At 37.2% G+C, this 17051-nt stretch carries 14 protein-coding genes; 8 read left to right on the plus strand and 6 right to left on the minus strand.

Annotation, left to right across the window (positions count from 1 at the left end; all coding sequences use genetic code 11):
* Positions 1 to 137: 137 nt before the first annotated feature.
* The 5 genes from M028_RS0113820 (at position 138) to M028_RS0113840 (ending at position 6747) form a co-directional block, all read left to right on the plus strand.
* On the plus strand, positions 138 to 653 hold the full coding sequence (locus tag M028_RS0113820) for a DUF3189 family protein (protein ID WP_026574381.1): 516 nt from the start codon (positions 138 to 140) through the stop codon (positions 651 to 653).
* 1 nt (position 654) lies between these two features.
* Entirely contained in the window at positions 655 to 1056 is a 402-nt protein-coding gene (locus tag M028_RS0113825; RefSeq protein WP_035424148.1) for a response regulator transcription factor, read from the plus strand.
* Between the two features lies 1 nt (position 1057).
* On the plus strand, positions 1058 to 2095 hold the full coding sequence (locus M028_RS0113830; RefSeq protein WP_026574383.1) for a HEAT repeat domain-containing protein: 1038 nt from the start codon (positions 1058 to 1060) through the stop codon (positions 2093 to 2095).
* Positions 2096 to 2158: 63 nt separating this feature from the next.
* Positions 2159 to 3511: a glycosyltransferase family 2 protein gene (locus M028_RS0113835; RefSeq protein WP_155925714.1), complete on the plus strand. Its 1353-nt coding sequence runs from the start codon at positions 2159 to 2161 to the stop codon at positions 3509 to 3511.
* Positions 3508 to 6747 carry a hypothetical protein gene (locus tag M028_RS0113840; protein ID WP_026574385.1) on the plus strand — a complete coding sequence of 1080 codons (3240 nt, stop codon included), beginning with the start codon at positions 3508 to 3510 and terminating at the stop codon, positions 6745 to 6747. Before M028_RS0113835 ends, M028_RS0113840 begins: the two co-directional genes overlap by 4 nt.
* Positions 6748 to 6785: 38 nt before the next feature.
* Here M028_RS0113840 and M028_RS0113845 read toward each other — a convergent pair whose 3' ends face one another.
* From M028_RS0113845 to M028_RS0113865, 5 genes are all read right to left on the minus strand, one after another.
* Positions 6786 to 9815 (minus strand): efflux RND transporter permease subunit, encoded by a 3030-nt coding sequence (locus M028_RS0113845; RefSeq protein WP_026574386.1) that lies wholly within the window; start codon positions 9813 to 9815, stop codon positions 6786 to 6788.
* 122 nt (positions 9816 to 9937) lie between these two features.
* Positions 9938 to 10513, minus strand: coding sequence for a YitT family protein (locus M028_RS0113850; RefSeq protein WP_026574387.1), 576 nt, complete (start codon positions 10511 to 10513; stop codon positions 9938 to 9940).
* Positions 10514 to 10624: 111 nt separating this feature from the next.
* Positions 10625 to 12028, minus strand: a complete 1404-nt coding sequence (locus M028_RS0113855) for a peptide MFS transporter (protein ID WP_026574388.1) — start codon at positions 12026 to 12028, stop codon at positions 10625 to 10627.
* A gap of 274 nt (positions 12029 to 12302) precedes the next feature.
* Positions 12303 to 13304, minus strand: a complete 1002-nt coding sequence (locus M028_RS0113860; protein ID WP_026574389.1) for an inorganic phosphate transporter — start codon at positions 13302 to 13304, stop codon at positions 12303 to 12305.
* A gap of 11 nt (positions 13305 to 13315) precedes the next feature.
* Complete coding sequence (locus tag M028_RS0113865; protein WP_026574390.1) at positions 13316 to 13933, minus strand: DUF47 domain-containing protein; 618 nt, start codon at positions 13931 to 13933, stop codon at positions 13316 to 13318.
* 334 nt (positions 13934 to 14267) lie between these two features.
* Between M028_RS0113865 and M028_RS0113870 the strand changes: the two genes are divergently transcribed.
* Together M028_RS0113870 and M028_RS0113875 are read left to right on the plus strand one after the other, a co-directional pair.
* On the plus strand, positions 14268 to 14969 hold the full coding sequence (locus M028_RS0113870; protein ID WP_026574391.1) for a pirin family protein: 702 nt from the start codon (positions 14268 to 14270) through the stop codon (positions 14967 to 14969).
* Positions 14970 to 15140: 171 nt separating this feature from the next.
* Positions 15141 to 15398, plus strand: coding sequence for a GlsB/YeaQ/YmgE family stress response membrane protein (locus M028_RS0113875; protein ID WP_026574392.1), 258 nt, complete (start codon positions 15141 to 15143; stop codon positions 15396 to 15398).
* 36 nt (positions 15399 to 15434) lie between these two features.
* Here M028_RS0113875 and M028_RS0113880 read toward each other — a convergent pair whose 3' ends face one another.
* Positions 15435 to 16358, minus strand: a complete 924-nt coding sequence (locus M028_RS0113880) for an RluA family pseudouridine synthase (protein ID WP_035424149.1) — start codon at positions 16356 to 16358, stop codon at positions 15435 to 15437.
* 128 nt (positions 16359 to 16486) lie between these two features.
* Here M028_RS0113880 and M028_RS0113885 point away from each other — a divergent pair, with 128 nt between their 5' ends.
* Positions 16487 to 16885 carry a YhcU family protein gene (locus M028_RS0113885; RefSeq protein ID WP_026574394.1) on the plus strand — a complete coding sequence of 133 codons (399 nt, stop codon included), beginning with the start codon at positions 16487 to 16489 and terminating at the stop codon, positions 16883 to 16885.
* Positions 16886 to 17051 lie beyond the last annotated feature (166 nt).

Genomic DNA, 17051 nt, shown 5'->3' on the forward strand with positions numbered 1-17051 from the left:
AAACGGACAATGTTAACTTTTGAGCAATGTTGATTGGAGCGGAAATCAACAACCAATTTAAGAGCCTTTTTTTATAAAATAATCAAGTGAAAAAATGTCCATAATATACATACACAACAGGAAAAAGGGTGATGGCCATGATTTATATCTATAATGATTACGGCGGAACACATACAACCTCATTGGCAGCGGCCTATCATTTAAAACAATTACCTCAATCTGAGAGGAAATTAACGACGGAAGAAATTTTAAATGTACAATATTTTAATAAATTAACTCATGCCGATTTTGGAAAAATCATTTTTCATGGAATTGATGAAGACGGGAATCCAGTTTATACAATAGGAAGGAAGAGAAATAAATTAGTTGTCCCGGCCTTAAAGGAATTAACCCTATTACTGCAATCAAAGTTTGCTTTTGAGGAAAAGATCATATTCTCTAACACATCTCCAACCGTTCCATTCGTGATGTCTATGGGTGGTTTTTTTTCAAGAGGGATAAAGATTGACTCTATAGGTGTACCTCTTTTGATTAAAGGGGCGAAGAAATGCTGCGACAATATTTTTCGGCTTGTTGAGAATACGAAAGAAATTGGCAAAACCTCATTTGCTGAAAAAGTGATTATTTTAGAAAATGAGATGTACAAATCATAAAATGAAAAATAAAGTGTTCGTTTCTATCATTGATGACGACGAAATCATTCGATCCCTGTTACGAAAGATATTAAAAACTATAGAGATTGAACAAGTTGAATTGGATATAGCAGCGTTTGAGGGAGGAATTCCTTTTTTTGAATCGAAACGGGTCGAAGATTCAAGAAACCATCTCATCATTCTAGATGGGATTATGCCGGCAATGGATGGGATGGAGATTTTACAAAAGGTAAAAAAGATGAATGATGGGTCAAATATTTCTGTTCTCATGCTTTCGGGGCGAAAAAGTGAGTCTTATGTTCAGCGTGCTTTATTGCTTGGTGCAGATGACTATGTTACAAAACCGTTTGGTATTCAAGAACTAAAAGAAAGAATACGCAGGCTGTTAATAAGGATGAATTGAAATGCTGCATACTGAGCTTTTTTACCTGGGAATTCTCACTCTGACTTTTAGTGGTTTATTGCTGATTTTATTAGCGTACCTTATTATACGAAAAGCATTTGTTATAAGAAATCGGAGAACCATTGATACCTACAAACAAAGATATAATTCCGTTATCTTTAAGCTGCTGACCGATGGTGGGTATTCGAGGGAATTAAATCCGCAAAACAACCACCAGCTAAAAGCGATTGAGGAGATGCTTAGTAGTTATGCAAATGTTTTAGAAGGGGAGCAGGAGAAAAAAGCCCTGTCGGAACTAGCCTCTCTTTATTTAAAAGATTATTATCGAAAACGGCTCAAAAGTGAAAAATGGAGCCGTCGGATGAATGTATTGTATCATATTGAGGATTTCCATATTAAGCCCCTTTTAGAGGATGTTTATAAGATGGTAAAGAAGAAGGGACTTTCCTATGAGGAAACAGTACATATTTTAAGAATTCTTGCATCATTTCAATTCGAGGATATTCTTGGATTATTAACAAAAGACTTTTCGACTTTATCAGAGTTTGAATACCGCAGTATTGTCATCCGCTTAGAACAAAAAGAAATGGATCAATTTGTTCTAAGTTTCCATAAGCTGCAAACCGCTCTACAAATGGCGCTTCTTGATGTTCTATCTATAAAAAAAGAATTAAGCTATCAATATTTTATTGAAAAGGTTTTTTTAGACTATACCGGGGAAATCAAACTCCGGGCATTAAAGGCATTAGCAGGCATCGGAGTTGTTAAGGATATTGCTTTATATCTAGACCTAATGCATTCCGATAAATGGCAGGAGAGAATGCTAGCGGCGAAGCTAATCGGTTCATTAAAAGAGGAAAAAGGTATACCAAGATTAATGGAATTATTACACGATCGATCATGGTGGGTTCGTCATCAAGCTGGACAGTCCATTTCCCAGTTTTCGAACGGAAAAGAGATTTTAACTAGGATTTTAGAAACAACAAAGGATCCCTTTGCAAAGGATATGGCTTGGGAGTGGATCCATAAAGGGGTTTAGAACTTGCCAACTATTCAGTGGGGAGATATTGTCTCAATATTTGGATGGTTTATTGCTGTATACATGGTTATTGTCATCAGTTTTTACTCAATTATTTTAGTTATCTCCATATTACAGCTGCGAAAAGAATATCAACTTGACCGAGATCAAGCCTATGACGACTATATGGATGAAATTTATTCAAAACCAGTATCGATTATTGTTCCCGCCTATAATGAGGAGGTGGGAATTGTCCAAAGCGTTCGTTCTTTGTTAAGTATTAATTATCCTTCGTTTGAAATCATTGTCGTAAATGATGGTTCAACAGATAGGACGCTGCAAAAAATGATTGAGCATTATGATATGAAGGAAATAAAGAAAGTAATCCGAAAACAGGTAGAAACGAAGCCGATAAATACCATCTATCAATCCTCCATTCTTTCGAACCTTTTCCTTATTCATAAAGAGAATGGAGGAAAAGCGGATGCTCTGAATGTAGGTCTTAATTTTTCCCATTATCCCTATTTTTGCTCGCTTGATGGCGATTCCGTCCTCGAGCCAGATGCATTTTTAAAAGTAATGAAGCCGATTATTGATTCAAATGAAGAGGTGATTGCTTCCGGCGGCAGTGTCCGAATTGCTAACGGATGTAAAATCCAAAATGGCCATGTTATAAAAATTGGCTTATCAGAAAGCCCTTTAGTTGTTATGCAAATTATTGAATATTTGCGGGCCTTTTTGATGGGGCGGATTGGCCTGAGCAGACATAATCTTCTCCTCATTATATCGGGGGCGTTTGGTGTTTTTTCTAAATACTGGGTAATCGAAGCAGGGGGATATAAAACCGATACCGTTGGTGAAGATATGGAATTGGTGGTTCGTGTTCATCGAATGGTAAAGGAAAGGGGATTAAAGAAAAAGATTGTGTATGTGCCTGACCCTGTATGCTGGACGGAGGTCCCCGAAAGCATTTCGATTCTTCGAAGGCAAAGAAGACGCTGGCACCGCGGATTATTCGAGAGCCTTTGGACACATCGTAAACTCACCTTTAATCCAAGATACGGTATGATTGGGCTGATATCTTTTCCTTATTTTTGGATTGTGGAGTTTTTTGGCCCGATTATTGAATTTTTCGGCTATATATTTATGATTCTCTGTCTATTTTTCGGAGGAATTTATATTGAATTTGCCATCCTGTTATTTCTCCTTTCGTGTTTATATGGTTCCGTCTTTTCGATGGCAGCCGTACTATTGGAGGAATGGAGTTTAACTAAATATCCAAGAGTATTCGATATCATAAAGCTTTTTTTCTATTCCTTAACAGAAACCATCTGGTACCGCCCAATGACGGTTTTTTTTCGATGTGAAGGAGTTTTGCAGATGCTTAAAGGCGATCAAAGCTGGGGAGAGATGAAAAGAAAAGGTGTTTCCGAATGAAGAAGCAAGTCTATTTAATAATCTACGTCTTCCTATTTTTGTTGATTCTTACAAGTCCTTTTTGGCTTTGGTTTATCCAGCCTGAAAAAAAGCTAAACGTTTTAATCATGGATAAGACCGTTCCGAATCAGTCGTATCGAGAACATAAGGGATTGGTTTGGATTCTTAATAATGAAAAGTATGTAAAGAATAATGGAAATGCTTATTCGGCCAGTTCAGATTACAAGGGCTATGAACCTGAGAATGGCAGTCGTTATAAAATTATTCCTTTCCCTAAGAATTTATCCGGATATGATGTATTTTATTTGACCGATCAATACGGGGTCTATCAGGAAGATGTTAACCGTCAAAATCCCTATGGAAAAAAATCTGCGAAAATTTACGGGGGACTAACTTCACATGATGTCAACCAAATCGAAAAGTCTCTGTTAACGGCAAAAGGAAAAACGTTAATTTCTGAATTTAACACATTTGCCAGTCCCACATCGGAAAAAGCACGAGCAAAAATATCAAACCTATTAAATCTGGATTGGTCCGGATGGATTGGCAGATATTTTTCTGATTTAAGCAGTACGGAAGTTCCTGAATGGGTTAAAAAACAGTACGAGGAAAAAAATCCAAAATGGACTTTTTCCGGGCAAGGCTTTGTTTTTGTCAGTAAAAATAATTTTATTGTTGTGTTGGACAAAAAGGAGATAACGGATAATGGATTACTTTTTCATCTAACTAAGAAGGGAAGAAATCAATTTAAGGAAGATCTTCTCGGCAACTATCAATACTGGTTTGATGTGATCCAACCGAGAAATGATGAAGAAATCCTAGCCAACTACCAACTCCCGGTTACGAATGCTGCAAAGAAGAAATTGGAGAGTTTTGGTATTCCAGCCAGCTTTCCTGCGGTAATTTCACATCAAAATGTAAAATATACTTCTTATTATTTCGCCGGTGATTATGCTGATGAAGCGGATGTGCCTGGAATCTATCAGACAAAGGGCTTCGATTTATGGAAACAGCATTTTGGGGCCGGAGATTCATTTTATTGGAAAACCTATGTACCTATGCTGAAACGTATATTAAAAGAGGGGCTGCATTATCCTATTAAGCAAGAAACGGTTGATACGAGTGTTACTAATGGAATAAAGTCAAACAGCCGAACAGGAGATTCCTTTCTTCAAATCAAGCGGAATGGAAAATGGTCGAACTTTCTCATAAAGGGTGTAAACATGGGGATTGGAAAGCCGGGGCATTTTCCAGGGGAGACGGCAATTTCAAAAGAGGAGTACCTGCGCTGGTTTAAGGACATTGGAGCTATGAATGCCAATGCCATCCGCATTTATACCCTTCATCCACCTGCCTTCTATGAGGCTTTTTATGAATACAATCAAATGGCGAAAAAGCCGTTATTCTTGTTTCACGGAACATGGGTGAATGAGGAAAATCTTCTTCGAACTCAAGATAGTTTTGCAAGGGAAAATACGAGCGATGCCAAAACAGAGATTAAGAATATGGTGGATATCATCCATGGCCGTGCCAAGCTGGCTGCACGCCCGGGGCATGCGTCCGGTACGTATTCTTATGATATTTCAAAATACGTTTTGGGGATCATTGTTGGAACAGAATGGGATCCTGGTATGGTGGCTAACACCAATTCAAAGCATCCTGATGTAAACCAATTTACGGGAAACTATTTTAAAACAATTGGGGCTTCACCGTTTGAAATTTGGCTTGCCGGGCTAATGGAGTATGCTTCTGAATATGAAGCGGAAAAGTATCATTGGCAGCACTCCATCAGCTTTACCAACTGGGTTACAACCGATTTATTAAAGCATCCGGCCGAACCGTTAGAAACTGAGGACTTGGTTTCGGTTGATCCCAATCATATTCGGGCAGGTAATCAATTTCATGCGGGGCTGTTTGCCTCTTATCATATCTATCCTTATTATCCCGATTTCTTAAACTATGAGCAAAAGTATCTTAATTATGTGGATAAAAGCGGGAGAAAGAATAATTATGCCGGGTATTTACATGATCTGCTCGCTGTCCACAAGATGCCTGTACTGGTAGCTGAATTCGGTGTTCCATCCTCAAGAGGGTTAACCCATAAAAATGCATATGGCATGAATCAAGGTTTTCATTCAGAAGAGGAGCAGGGAAAAATCAATCAGCGGTTATTTCAGTCGATTGTCAGTGAGGGCTATGCAGGAGGCATGGTTTTTTCCTGGCAGGATGAGTGGTTTAAGCGTACATGGAATACGATGGATTTGGATGACCCGGATCGAAGACCTTTTTGGAATAATCAGCAAACAAATGAACAGCATTTTGGCTTATTATCGTTTGAACCGGGAAATCGAGAAACGGTAATTACGATTGATGGCGGCCAAAAGGATTGGGATATTGCGGGTATTAAGCCTGCATATAAAACACCTGATCGAACCCTGCCAATCAAGGAGGCAAGGTTTACATCGGACAGTGGGTATTTGTACTATCTTCTTTCATATAATCATCCGATGAATTTTGACAGTCATAACACGTATTTACTTTTTGATACGATCGAACATCAAGGTCAAACAATCATAAATATAGGTACTAAAAGTGTACATTTAGATTATGGTGTTGATTTTTATGTTAAATTAGCTGGACCGAAGAATTCGAGAATGATGGTGGATAGTTATTATGATCCTTTCTACTTTCAATATGCTAAACAGCTCAAGATGCTGAAGCTAGAGCGGTATGTTAGTCATAAGGATAATGGAGTATTCCATCCAATTCGTCTTGCCCTTAACAAAGAGCAAATGATTCCATTAACAAAGAAAAAGATTCCCTTTCAGGATTATGAAACAGGAGTGTTAAAGTTTGGTAATGCCAATCCATTAAGTCAAGATTTTAATTCTTTAACAGATGTTAGTATCAGTAAGGATAAGTTGATATTAGAAGGACGAATTCCATGGCAACTGTTGAATATTAAGGACCCAAGTCTTAAAGAGGCGATGGGGGATATTTGGAAAAGTGGATTAACTGGCAGTGTGAAGTTGAATGGGATTAGGACATCAATTGTAATGTTGGACAATGATACTGTTACACAAACATTTCCGGAAATGGTGAATGGCCAGCTTCAGCAGGAGAATGCAAAAATATATTCCTGGAAAGAATGGGACCAGCCTGCCTATTATGAACGCCTCAAAAAATCGTATGATATTTTGAAAAACACCTATCATTCAACCGATATTCGTAAATAAAAGAAAGGCTGGGGTGCCAGCCTTTCTTTTTACATTCATTAAACGGAAATTTCGCCAGATTGTTTTTGACGAATTCGTTGTTTTTTTGCTTTTTTAAAGTGGAATAATTCGTAAATCACCGGAATGACCACAAGAGTTAAAAGCGTCGCAACAGCAAGCCCGCCAATCACGACGATCGCAAGACTTTGGGAAACAAGATTCCCTGTTTCCGCCTTTTTAAACAATAGCGGTAGCATGGCTGAGATTGTCGCAACGGCAGTCATCAAAATCGGTCTCATACGAATAGAAGCAGCTTCGACAATCGCATCGCGAATAATCATCTTTTGTTCATTTTGTTTGATTCGATCTAGAAGTACAATCGCATTTGTGACTACAATTCCAATTAACATCAAGGCACCGAGCAGGGATGTAATATCAACCGTAATTCTGCTGATGAGTAAGGCAAGCACAGCCCCCACAGCCGCAAGTGGTAAAGAGAATAATATTGAAATCGGAGCTCGAATCGTTTTAAAGGTAATGACCATAATTAAAAAGACGATTCCAATTGAAGCTCCCATTGTCATAAATAAATCAGTGAAATCATCCGCCTGTTGTGCGCTTGCTCCCCCGATAAAGACTTCAACACCTGAAGGCAGCTTGATTCCTTTATGAGCCTTTTTATCACCATTGATAATTTTAGCGATCTCAGTAGAAACCTTCGAAAGCTTCGTCGGGTCAACAGTGGCGGTGACTTGAATATAAGGGTCGCCGTCTTTATGGAACTGGTTTGTTGGTTTTTCTTCTTTTATTAATTTTGCCACCGACGAAACAGGTGCGGAACCGGATGCAGTCATTACAGGAATATCTTTCAAATCCTTGGGTGATTTCGGATCTAAAACAGGGTTAAGAAATACTGCAGTTTCTTGGTCATTTAAATCCATGGAACCTAGCGGTGTTCGATTTAGCATTACAGACAGCTGCTGGGCCACTTGAGACGGATTTCCTTTTTCAGGGTTCACTTCAAGCGAGTAAACTGTCTTCTTTGCATCTTCGTTGGTCTCCAATTTCTCAATTCCGTCAATTTCTTTTATTTTTTCTTTAATTAAGGTTGAAACGGACTCAAGCTTGGTTAGCTGGTCGCCGACGACATCAATTGTAATTTGCGGGTTTCCGCCACCCATTAAGGACGATGCAGCAACGGTAAGCGTTGCATTTGGAAATTGATTTTTTTGAGCTTCTATTTTTTTGATTAATTGATCAGTGTTGTCCTTATCCTTTAATACAATATTAATGTTAGCTTTCGTAGGAGAGTCGATTGCCCCAAACTTTGCTGCATCCGCATTGTTTCCGAGCATTGTAAATTCATCTTTAACTTCCTTCTGGGCAAGAATAAACTTTTCAAGCTTTAATGTTCCATTTTTCACTTCTCCTATTGGTGTATCATTTGGATAATTAAGTACAGTCTGGACAAAATCCGCTGAAGAGTTGTCTACAGCACCTTTTGGCATAACGGAATAGACTCCAATGGAACCTGCGAATAACAAAAAGGAAAGTGAGAGGATGATCCACTTATGGTTAAGCGACCAAGTGACCAATCCGATAAATTTTTTTGACGGTTTATGTTCAGGAAGTTTTGCATTTTTTAAAAGCCCTGCACTCATTAAAGGAACAACGGTTAGGGCGACGATTAATGAAGCAAGCAATGAGTAGGTAATCGTTAAAGCGAATGGCATTAAAAAGTCCTGTAATCCGCCATTAACTAATCCGATAGGCAAAAACACAGCAACTGTTGTTAAGGTAGAGGCCGTAATGGCTGAGGATACCTCTTTCGCTGCATCCATTACTAATTGTATCGAAAATTTTTCATTTTGCATTTTCCTGAAGATATTTTCAATTACTACAATACTATCATCTACTAAACGACCTACTGCTACCGCAACACCGCCCAAGGTTAAAATATTTAAAGTAACACCGGAGCGGGATAACAAGAATAATGTAAAGGCTAATGACAATGGAATCGAGACGATTGTAATAAATGTAGATCGGATATTTCTTAAGAAGAGCATAATCACAATCGTTGCAAATAGGGCTCCTAGCAGAACTTCCTTCATCATCGACGTTACAGATGTTTTCACCATATCCGCGGTCGCTACAATCACGGATGTATTCAGTTGGTTATATTTTTTGTTTATTTTTTTTGTGACATCTCTTAAGTCTTTACTTATGGCTACAGCATTTGATTGACTATCCTTTGTTACAATTAGCAATAATCCGTCCGCTCCGTTGATTCGAGTCATCGTATCTTGTGGTTTGGTAACGGTAATAGAAGCAATATCCTTTAAATGAACACCTGGCGCAACGGTAAGGTTTTCTAAAGAAGATAAACGGTCGATGTTTCCAATTACTTTAATATTACTTGCTTTACCTTCAATTGTTTTTTCACCAATTGCAATTGCGCTATTTTGTCCTTGGAGAACACCCATCACGGATTGAATGGTTACTTTTTTCTCTGATAATAATGAGTTGTTTACTTTTACAGAAACATAGGAGCTGGCCATTCCATAGGTTTGAATGGATGCCACACCTTTAATATCTTTAAAAAGTGGAACGATTTTTTTGTCGGCAAATTTTAAATTTCCCGGGGTTAATCCTTCTTTAAAGGTTACAGCTACGTCTGCGATGGGAATCATGGAGGTATTTAATTGAACGACAGTGGGCTTTGAAACATTTTCAGGTAGATGAACATTGGACAATACCTCCTGCACTTCTTGTTTTGCTTCTTTCATGTCGGTTTTAGAATCATAATTAATATCAACTTTAGCGTAGCCATCACCTGTTGTTGAGAAGATATTCTTTTTCCCTTTTACACCTGAAATCGACTCTTCAATTGGGGTTGTCACCTGATCCTCCATTGTTTTTGAATCAGTGCCTTGCCCCATAACAATAATCGATATTTGTGGATTGTCGGCAGAAGGTAAGAATTCCATCGGTAAGGTGAAATAACTTGCCACCCCCATGATTAGAATTAGAATCGACATAATCCACATCGCGGCTTTGTTCCGGAAGGACCATTTTGTAAACCAAGACATATTTCATTTTCTCTCCTCTTATGGTTATTTTTTCCTATACAACCATAAGAATATTATCATAATAAAATGGAAAATAAAACTATTTATTTAATAATTTTCTAGATAATTTTGTTAAGTTTATGTTAAAACGTATGGGGTCTGCTTGTAACAGTTACGGTGGTCATGAGACCGACAAATATAATCGTTACTAGTGAATAAAAGAACTTTTCGAGGCCAACCACTTGGATACCGCTTGTAATCACGAGACCATCGATTAAGAAAATAATAATTCCTATATTTATAGAAGTAAATTTTGTGAGAAGCTGGGCGAGAAGATCTGTTCCACCTGTACTTGTTTCATAGCGAAGCATGAGTCCAATACCAATTCCAACGAGAATTCCGCCAATAATCGTACTTGGTAAAATTCCTATATTAATTTTCCCGTCCATGAACGAAAACAAATCAATACAAAAGGAAGATATGATTAGTCCATGTAAGCTGTAAAAGAAATAACGCCGTTCAAAAAACCAAGCCAAGATATAAAGCGGCAGGCTTAAAATAATCATACTTAAACCTGTCGGCCACCCGTAAAAATAATGGATGATTAATCCGATTCCAATTACTCCGCCATCTAGCAGATGATAGGGAACTAGAAATCCATTTACGCCTAAACTTAACAGCAAACTGCCAATAAGCATCGCTACTATTTTTTGTTTCATCCTATTTCACCCCATACTTGTCCCTTTAATTAAAAAATATGAAAAGGAATCTAAATTAGAAGTGAAAACATAAAAAAGAGGAAGAATCAATCGATTCTTCCTCTTAAAGGCTTATTTTGAACTTTCTTCGGTCATTCGTTGAAGTTTTCCAGAAAGGGCTAATAAAACTAATCCAAGTACGATAGCCAATAGACCAATTACACTGAAAATTTCAAAGTAACCTAGTGACTGTGTTAGTGCCGCTAATTGTCCTGCAAGAATGTTTGCAACCCCGGAACCGGCAAGCCATACACCCATTAATAGGGATGCAAGTTTAATTGGTGCAATTTTACTTACAAGTGATAAACCAACTGGAGAAAGAAGTAATTCTCCGAGTGTATGCATTAAGTAGGTTAAGACAATGATCATCATGTTTGCTTTCATTGCGATATGATGATCGTCGCTGCCTGTTTTTAATACAGCTAATAAAAGAATCATATATCCTAAACCTAAAAGCACCATACCTAATCCCATTTTTTTAGGACCGCTCATATCACCGCGTTTCGTATAAGAAAGCTTTAACCATAAAGCAGAAAGGATTGGTGCAAGGATAACAATAAATAGTGGATTTAAAGATTGGAACCAAGCTGTTGGCACCGTAAATCCGAAGAGGTCACGGTCAACGAAGCGATCCGTATAAAGTGTTAAGGAACTTCCTGCTTGTTCAAACCCTGCCCAGAAGAATACGACAAACGCAGTAAGGATAAAAATAACGGCTGTACGTTTCTTTTCAATCTTTGTTAAAGGCTGTTTATTTAATGTTGCATTTGTTGTTTTCGATGCAACTTTACCCGTTGGCTTTTTACCAATGTCACCTAAATAACGATTGCCAAAAAGGTTAAAAATTAACTGTCCAATAATCATACCGATGGAAGCAGCTAAGAAGCCATATTTGAATCCGTGATGAACCACACCATTAATTGTTGTCTTGAAAAGGTCATCTGATAAATATCCAACTACTAAAGGAGAGAAAAAGGCACCAACGTTAATCCCCATATAGAAGATGGTGAAAGCGCCATCACGACGACGGTCATCTGGAGCATATAATTCACCAACAATGGTAGAGATATTTGGTTTAAAGAAACCGTTTCCAACGATAAGTAATACTAATCCAAGATAGAAAGCTGCTTTACTTTGATCGGCAAATAATGCAAAGTTACCAACCGCCATAATAATTCCGCCTAGAGTGATCGCGAGGCGTCTACCTAAAAATCTATCAGATAAATAACCGCCAACCATTGGTGTAAAATAAACTGCACCTGTAAAGAATCCATAAATACTCATCGCAGTAGCATCGCTAAATCCTAACCCACCGCTTACGAATTCTGTTGTAAGGTATAATACAAGGATTGCACGCATTCCGTAATAGCTAAATCTTTCCCACATTTCTGTGAAAAATAGTAAGTACAGGCCAGGTGGATGCTTTTTTGCAACTTTAGCCTGCTCGGACTGTTTTATTGAAGCTGTATTGTCCATTGTATACCTCCTAATGTCCATGATAAAAAGATTATGTTATTATTCTAAATTAATAAATAGAGAACTTCAATAGAAAATTACAACAGTAAAAAGAGTTGATATATTAGGAATTAACGGAATTATACACATTGTTTTTAATATACCGAAAGTAAGGAATTAACTATTTTAAAATAATTTTCAGATTAATTAATTACCAGGGAAAGACCTAAAAGAAGGAGTCAATAAAATAATGGAACAAAAAAGACCAGATCATGTGAACTCTGGTCTTTAATGATTAAAAAATGAGATCAAGAAGGAAAAACAAAACGGATGCTAATAATGCTGAGATAGGCAAGGTGATGACCCATGTAATGATCATCCGCTGAGCTGTATCCCATTTAACCCCTTTAATCCGGTGCGCAGAACCTACACCTAAAATTCCGGATGAAATAACATGTGTTGTACTAACAGGTAAATGGATGTAGGTTGCACCAAAGATAATGGCAGCACCTGTTAAGTCAGCAGCCACCCCGTTAATCGGACGAATTTTCATGATTTTTCCGCCAACCGTCTTAATAATTTTCCAGCCGCCAATGGATGTTCCAAGTCCCATTGCGATCGCACAGGAAATTTGAACCCAAAGGGGAACTTCTGCGTTATGAGGAAGAATATTATTTGCAATTAATGCCATCGTGATTATCCCCATCGACTTTTGTGCATCGTTTGTTCCATGTGAATAAGATTGCAATGCTGCTGTCCCAATTTGAATATATCGGAAGTTCCGATTGGTTTTTGTTAAATTAAAATTTTTAAATACTACTTTAAAAATGCTGTAAACAATATAACCGACAACGAAAGCTAAAATCGGTGAAAGAATAAGTGCTTCAAGAATCTTTATAAATCCGGTATAGTTTAACGCTGCAAATCCTTCTGCAGCAATGGCTGCTCCTGCTATCGAACCAATAATGGCATGTGAAGAGCTGCTCGGAATTCCGAAATACCATGTGACTAGGTTCCAAATAATCGCTGAGAGGATTGCTGCAAGAATAACGACGGATCCATTGTGAAGGGTAAAGGGATCAACAATATCCTTTGAAATGGACTTTGCAACACCAGTAAATGTCATCGCTCCAATAAAATTCATTACTGCAGCTAAAAGAATTGCATGTCTTGGCTTTAATGCTTTTGTAGATACAGATGTTGCAATAGCGTTGGCTGTATCATGAAAACCATTTATGAAATCAAATGCCAAGGCACCTATAACAATTAATATCGTTAGGATAAAAATTAAGCTCATATGATTGCTCCTTACGCATTTTTCATTATGATGGTTTCAAGTGTATTGGCAACTTCCTGACAGCTATCGGCAATGTCTTCAAATGTTTCATAAATTTCTTTGTATTGAATGATACGAATTGGATCCTTTTCGGTAGCGAATAAATTTTTAATCGATTGTCGTAAAATATTATCGCATTTTGATTCGAAATCTTTAATTTTAATAGCATGTTCTCTTATTTGAGGTAATTTTTTATTAGAAAGAAGTCCAACAGCTTTATCGATTTCGTGTACACTGCCTTGAATGGCCTCAACAAATTTAAGCATAAAGTCATCAGCTTGTGTGATGGAGTACATTTCGAATAATGCCGCGCAGCCTTCAAGCCCGTCCAGTACATCATCCATACTCATCGCAAGGTGGAGAATATCTTCCCGTTCAATTGGAGTAATAAAGGCGTCATTTAATTCTTTAATGATTTCATGTACAAATGAATCTCCTTTTGACTCATATTCCTTCATTTTTTCAGAAAAAATCTTTAAATCACTAATGGTTTTTAATTTATATTCGGTAAAGAAATTTACACTTTCTTTTGAATTAGAAGAAATATTGTTTAACAAAACTGAAAACTTGTCATGTTTTTTGAATGCCATAGTCTATTTACCCCCATATAATTGTTGAAAAGTTGTCATTACCGAAAAATATTCTATCTGATAAATGTCGAAAAAAGAATTATTTTTAACAAACTTTACAAAAACTTAACATTAGAATTTTCTGAAAATGGATATATATATGGCTTAATAGATACCTAATACTTTTACCAAATAAATGATTTTTATGTGTAAATGAAAAGAAGTGACTAGGTTGACGAATCATTTGGAAAGGAATATAATTGTCTCGAATTAGAGATAATCAGTTTTGAGATTTTATAAGAATTCATAAGGATAAAGTAATCATGAATCATTAAATCGTAAGGAGTGTTTATACATGTTTGATATTTATAAGGCGGAGGAAAGATATACTGCAGATCATGGCTGGCTTAAAAGTAATTTTAGTTTTTCTTTTGCTGAGTATTATGATCCTGCCAATATGCAGTTTGGACCAATGCGTGTTTTAAATGATGATATCGTTCAGCCATTAAGAGGGTTTGGAGCTCATCCCCACCGTGAAATGGAGATTGTTTCAATCGTTTTAAAAGGACAATTAAAGCATGAGGATAGTACAGGGAAAAGTGCTGTCACCACATTTGGCGGTATTCAACGAATGTCGGCAGGAACAGGAGTTGTCCATTCAGAGGTAAATCCTTCCGGAGATGAGGAAGTAAACTTTTTACAATTATGGTTTATGCCTGAGGAATACGGACTCACACCATCATATGAAAGAACCGATTTTGATCCTGCTAAAATGAAAAATGCCCTTTTACCAGTTGTTTCAAAACAAAATGGTGAGAATGTAGCTTATATCCATCAAGATCTTACGATATATTTATCAGAATTAGAGTCAGAAAAGGATCTTAGTTTTCATCAGGAAACAGGACGGAGAATTTTTTTCTTTCTGCTTGAAGGGGAAGTAATCCTTAATCAGGACCAACATTTAAAAAGACGGGATTCTGCTCGTATAACAGAAACAGAGAATTTACAAATTAAAGCCGTAAAGAATGCAAAATTCATGCTTATTGATTTACCTTAAATCATAAATCCCGACCTTATAAAGAAGAACCGGATGTTTAATCCGGTTCTTCTTTATATATATGATTAGAAGGATAAATTTTGGGTACTTTATACATACAAGCAATTCAGTACATGGAACTGAATGCTTGTATCAAATGAAATAATGAATACTAAAAAGGAGTGTTCGCAGGTGAGCTTCATTTGGTCATTAATCGTAGGTGGTATTATTGGATGGTTAGCAGGCCTTATCGTGGGAAGAAATATTCCAGGTGGCGTTATTGGTAATATAATTGCGGGGTTTGTTGGGGCGTGGCTTGGGTCATTAATTTTGGGAAATTGGGGCCCTAATGTTGCAAACTTCGCCATTATCCCGGCAGTCATCGGGGCAGTAGTTCTAGTCTTCCTGCTAAGTCTAGTGATGAGAGCCTTCCGAAAAACAGATCGTTAAAGCAAAAAGCCTCCAATTTTCGGAGGCTTTTTGTTATTAGAGCGAATATACATCGAATTCTTTAAAAATTTCCGGCTTGTCTAAAAAAGGGGCATAGCAGACCACTTTTTCTTCTGTAAAAGGGTGAATAAACTCAAGCTTTGCAGCATGAAGGGCTTGCCGGTTAACAAGCGGTTTACCTCCATATAACGTATCACCCACAAGTGGATGTCCGATATGACTTAAATGAACACGGATTTGGTGAGTCCTGCCAGTGTCAAGCCAGCATTTTACATAGGAAAGCTGCTTTTTAGTGTCCACTTTCATTACCTGAAAATGAGTAACGGCTTTTTGACCAGTGGAAGATACCCGCCTTCTAGATGCATGGTGGCGGTCGCGTCCAATTGGTTCATTAATTTCTCCCTTTTTTTGCTTAAGAAGTCCATGAACAAGGGCAATATAGGTTCGTTTAATCTTACGATTTTCCAACATTCGATCAAAAATGGCTCCTGCCAATGGGTGCTTTGCAAAAAGGATGGCACCAGAGGTATCTTTATCTAGACGATGGATTTGCCGAATATTTCTCATTTCTCCCTTTGCTTGCAGATAAAAAGAAGCAGCATTTACAAGTGTATTGGTATCCTTTGTTAGGTCATTTGGATGAGTATTTATAAATGGCGGCTTATTTAATACAAGAACATGATCATCCTCATATAAAACGGTAACCTCCATATAATGGAGAGGTAGGTTCATTTCCACTTCTTCAAATAATTTTATTTGTAATTTACTGCCAGCTGCAATGGATTTGTTCCAGGGATAACTTTGATTGTTAACTAATACTTTTTGTTCCATACGAAATTGATGGATTAGCTTCTTCGGAGAATTCCATTTTTTTTGAAATAGATCTTCAATCGTTATTCCATCCCAAATTTCTGGGATCGTTAGCTCGAGCCAATTGCCTTTTTTGCTTGTTTTTAACATTTTATTCTCCTTAAAAATACAGGATTTGCATGGTTTTAATTACCACAGTTTTAACACAAGAAATTATGTTATCCTTATGTTAAATTAAATATACATTAGAAAAAAGCGATAGCAAAGGTGGGTTACAAGTGAAAATTGTTTTTGCCTCAACACCAAGTCAAGAGGAAGAAATTTATGGACTTGTGGGGTATATTTATTCAACTGTTTTTCCACTCTATTTTTCGGATGATGAAATTCGTTCTTTTGAACAGCTAAAGGTTTTGCACACCTCTAGCAAACAATTCGAAGATTTTAGCACATTAAAAGATGCTTTTCAAGTGATGACCAGCATGCAAACGATTATTTCCATCCTCGAGTCTCCCACTCTTGATGATCAATATTCGTCACTTTTTAATAAGAATGTTTCAAATTTACAAGAATTTGGGCTATTCTTCCCATTTGAATATGATCAATTTGTGGAAGCGAAAAATATGAAAAACAGTATATTCAGTATCTATACAAAAGCAGCAAATGAATTAATTATCTAAGAGGGTGTCCCAAAAGTAAAATTAGGGCACCCCCTTTTTTTTGTATGGTTCTCTTATTTGGTCTGTTGATTTCCGCTCTATTCAATCAATAAATTTTCTACTCATTCACTATTTCAGCTTTGATGCTACCGAGGGTAATCGTGTCCGAATCAGGGTATCATTCGGA

This window comes from Bacillus sp. UNC438CL73TsuS30 (genome assembly GCF_000482325.1).
Classification (GTDB): domain Bacteria; phylum Bacillota; class Bacilli; order Bacillales; family Cytobacillaceae; genus Neobacillus.

What these genes read in the sequence shown, in the direction of transcription:
- M028_RS0113820 (WP_026574381.1), top strand. Translation starts at nt 138, where the DNA reads ATGATTTATATCTATAATGATTACGGCGGAACACATACAACCTCATTG.
- M028_RS0113825 (WP_035424148.1), top strand. Translation starts at nt 655, where the DNA reads ATGAAAAATAAAGTGTTCGTTTCTATCATTGATGACGACGAAATCATT.
- M028_RS0113830 (WP_026574383.1), top strand. Translation starts at nt 1,058, where the DNA reads ATGCTGCATACTGAGCTTTTTTACCTGGGAATTCTCACTCTGACTTTT.
- M028_RS0113835 (WP_155925714.1), top strand. Translation starts at nt 2,159, where the DNA reads ATGGTTATTGTCATCAGTTTTTACTCAATTATTTTAGTTATCTCCATA.
- M028_RS0113840 (WP_026574385.1), top strand. Translation starts at nt 3,508, where the DNA reads ATGAAGAAGCAAGTCTATTTAATAATCTACGTCTTCCTATTTTTGTTG.
- M028_RS0113845 (WP_026574386.1), bottom strand. Translation starts at nt 9,815, where the DNA reads ATGTCTTGGTTTACAAAATGGTCCTTCCGGAACAAAGCCGCGATGTGG.
- M028_RS0113850 (WP_026574387.1), bottom strand. Translation starts at nt 10,513, where the DNA reads ATGAAACAAAAAATAGTAGCGATGCTTATTGGCAGTTTGCTGTTAAGT.
- M028_RS0113855 (WP_026574388.1), bottom strand. Translation starts at nt 12,028, where the DNA reads ATGGACAATACAGCTTCAATAAAACAGTCCGAGCAGGCTAAAGTTGCA.
- M028_RS0113860 (WP_026574389.1), bottom strand. Translation starts at nt 13,304, where the DNA reads ATGAGCTTAATTTTTATCCTAACGATATTAATTGTTATAGGTGCCTTG.
- M028_RS0113865 (WP_026574390.1), bottom strand. Translation starts at nt 13,933, where the DNA reads ATGGCATTCAAAAAACATGACAAGTTTTCAGTTTTGTTAAACAATATT.
- M028_RS0113870 (WP_026574391.1), top strand. Translation starts at nt 14,268, where the DNA reads ATGTTTGATATTTATAAGGCGGAGGAAAGATATACTGCAGATCATGGC.
- M028_RS0113880 (WP_035424149.1), bottom strand. Translation starts at nt 16,358, where the DNA reads ATGTTAAAAACAAGCAAAAAAGGCAATTGGCTCGAGCTAACGATCCCA.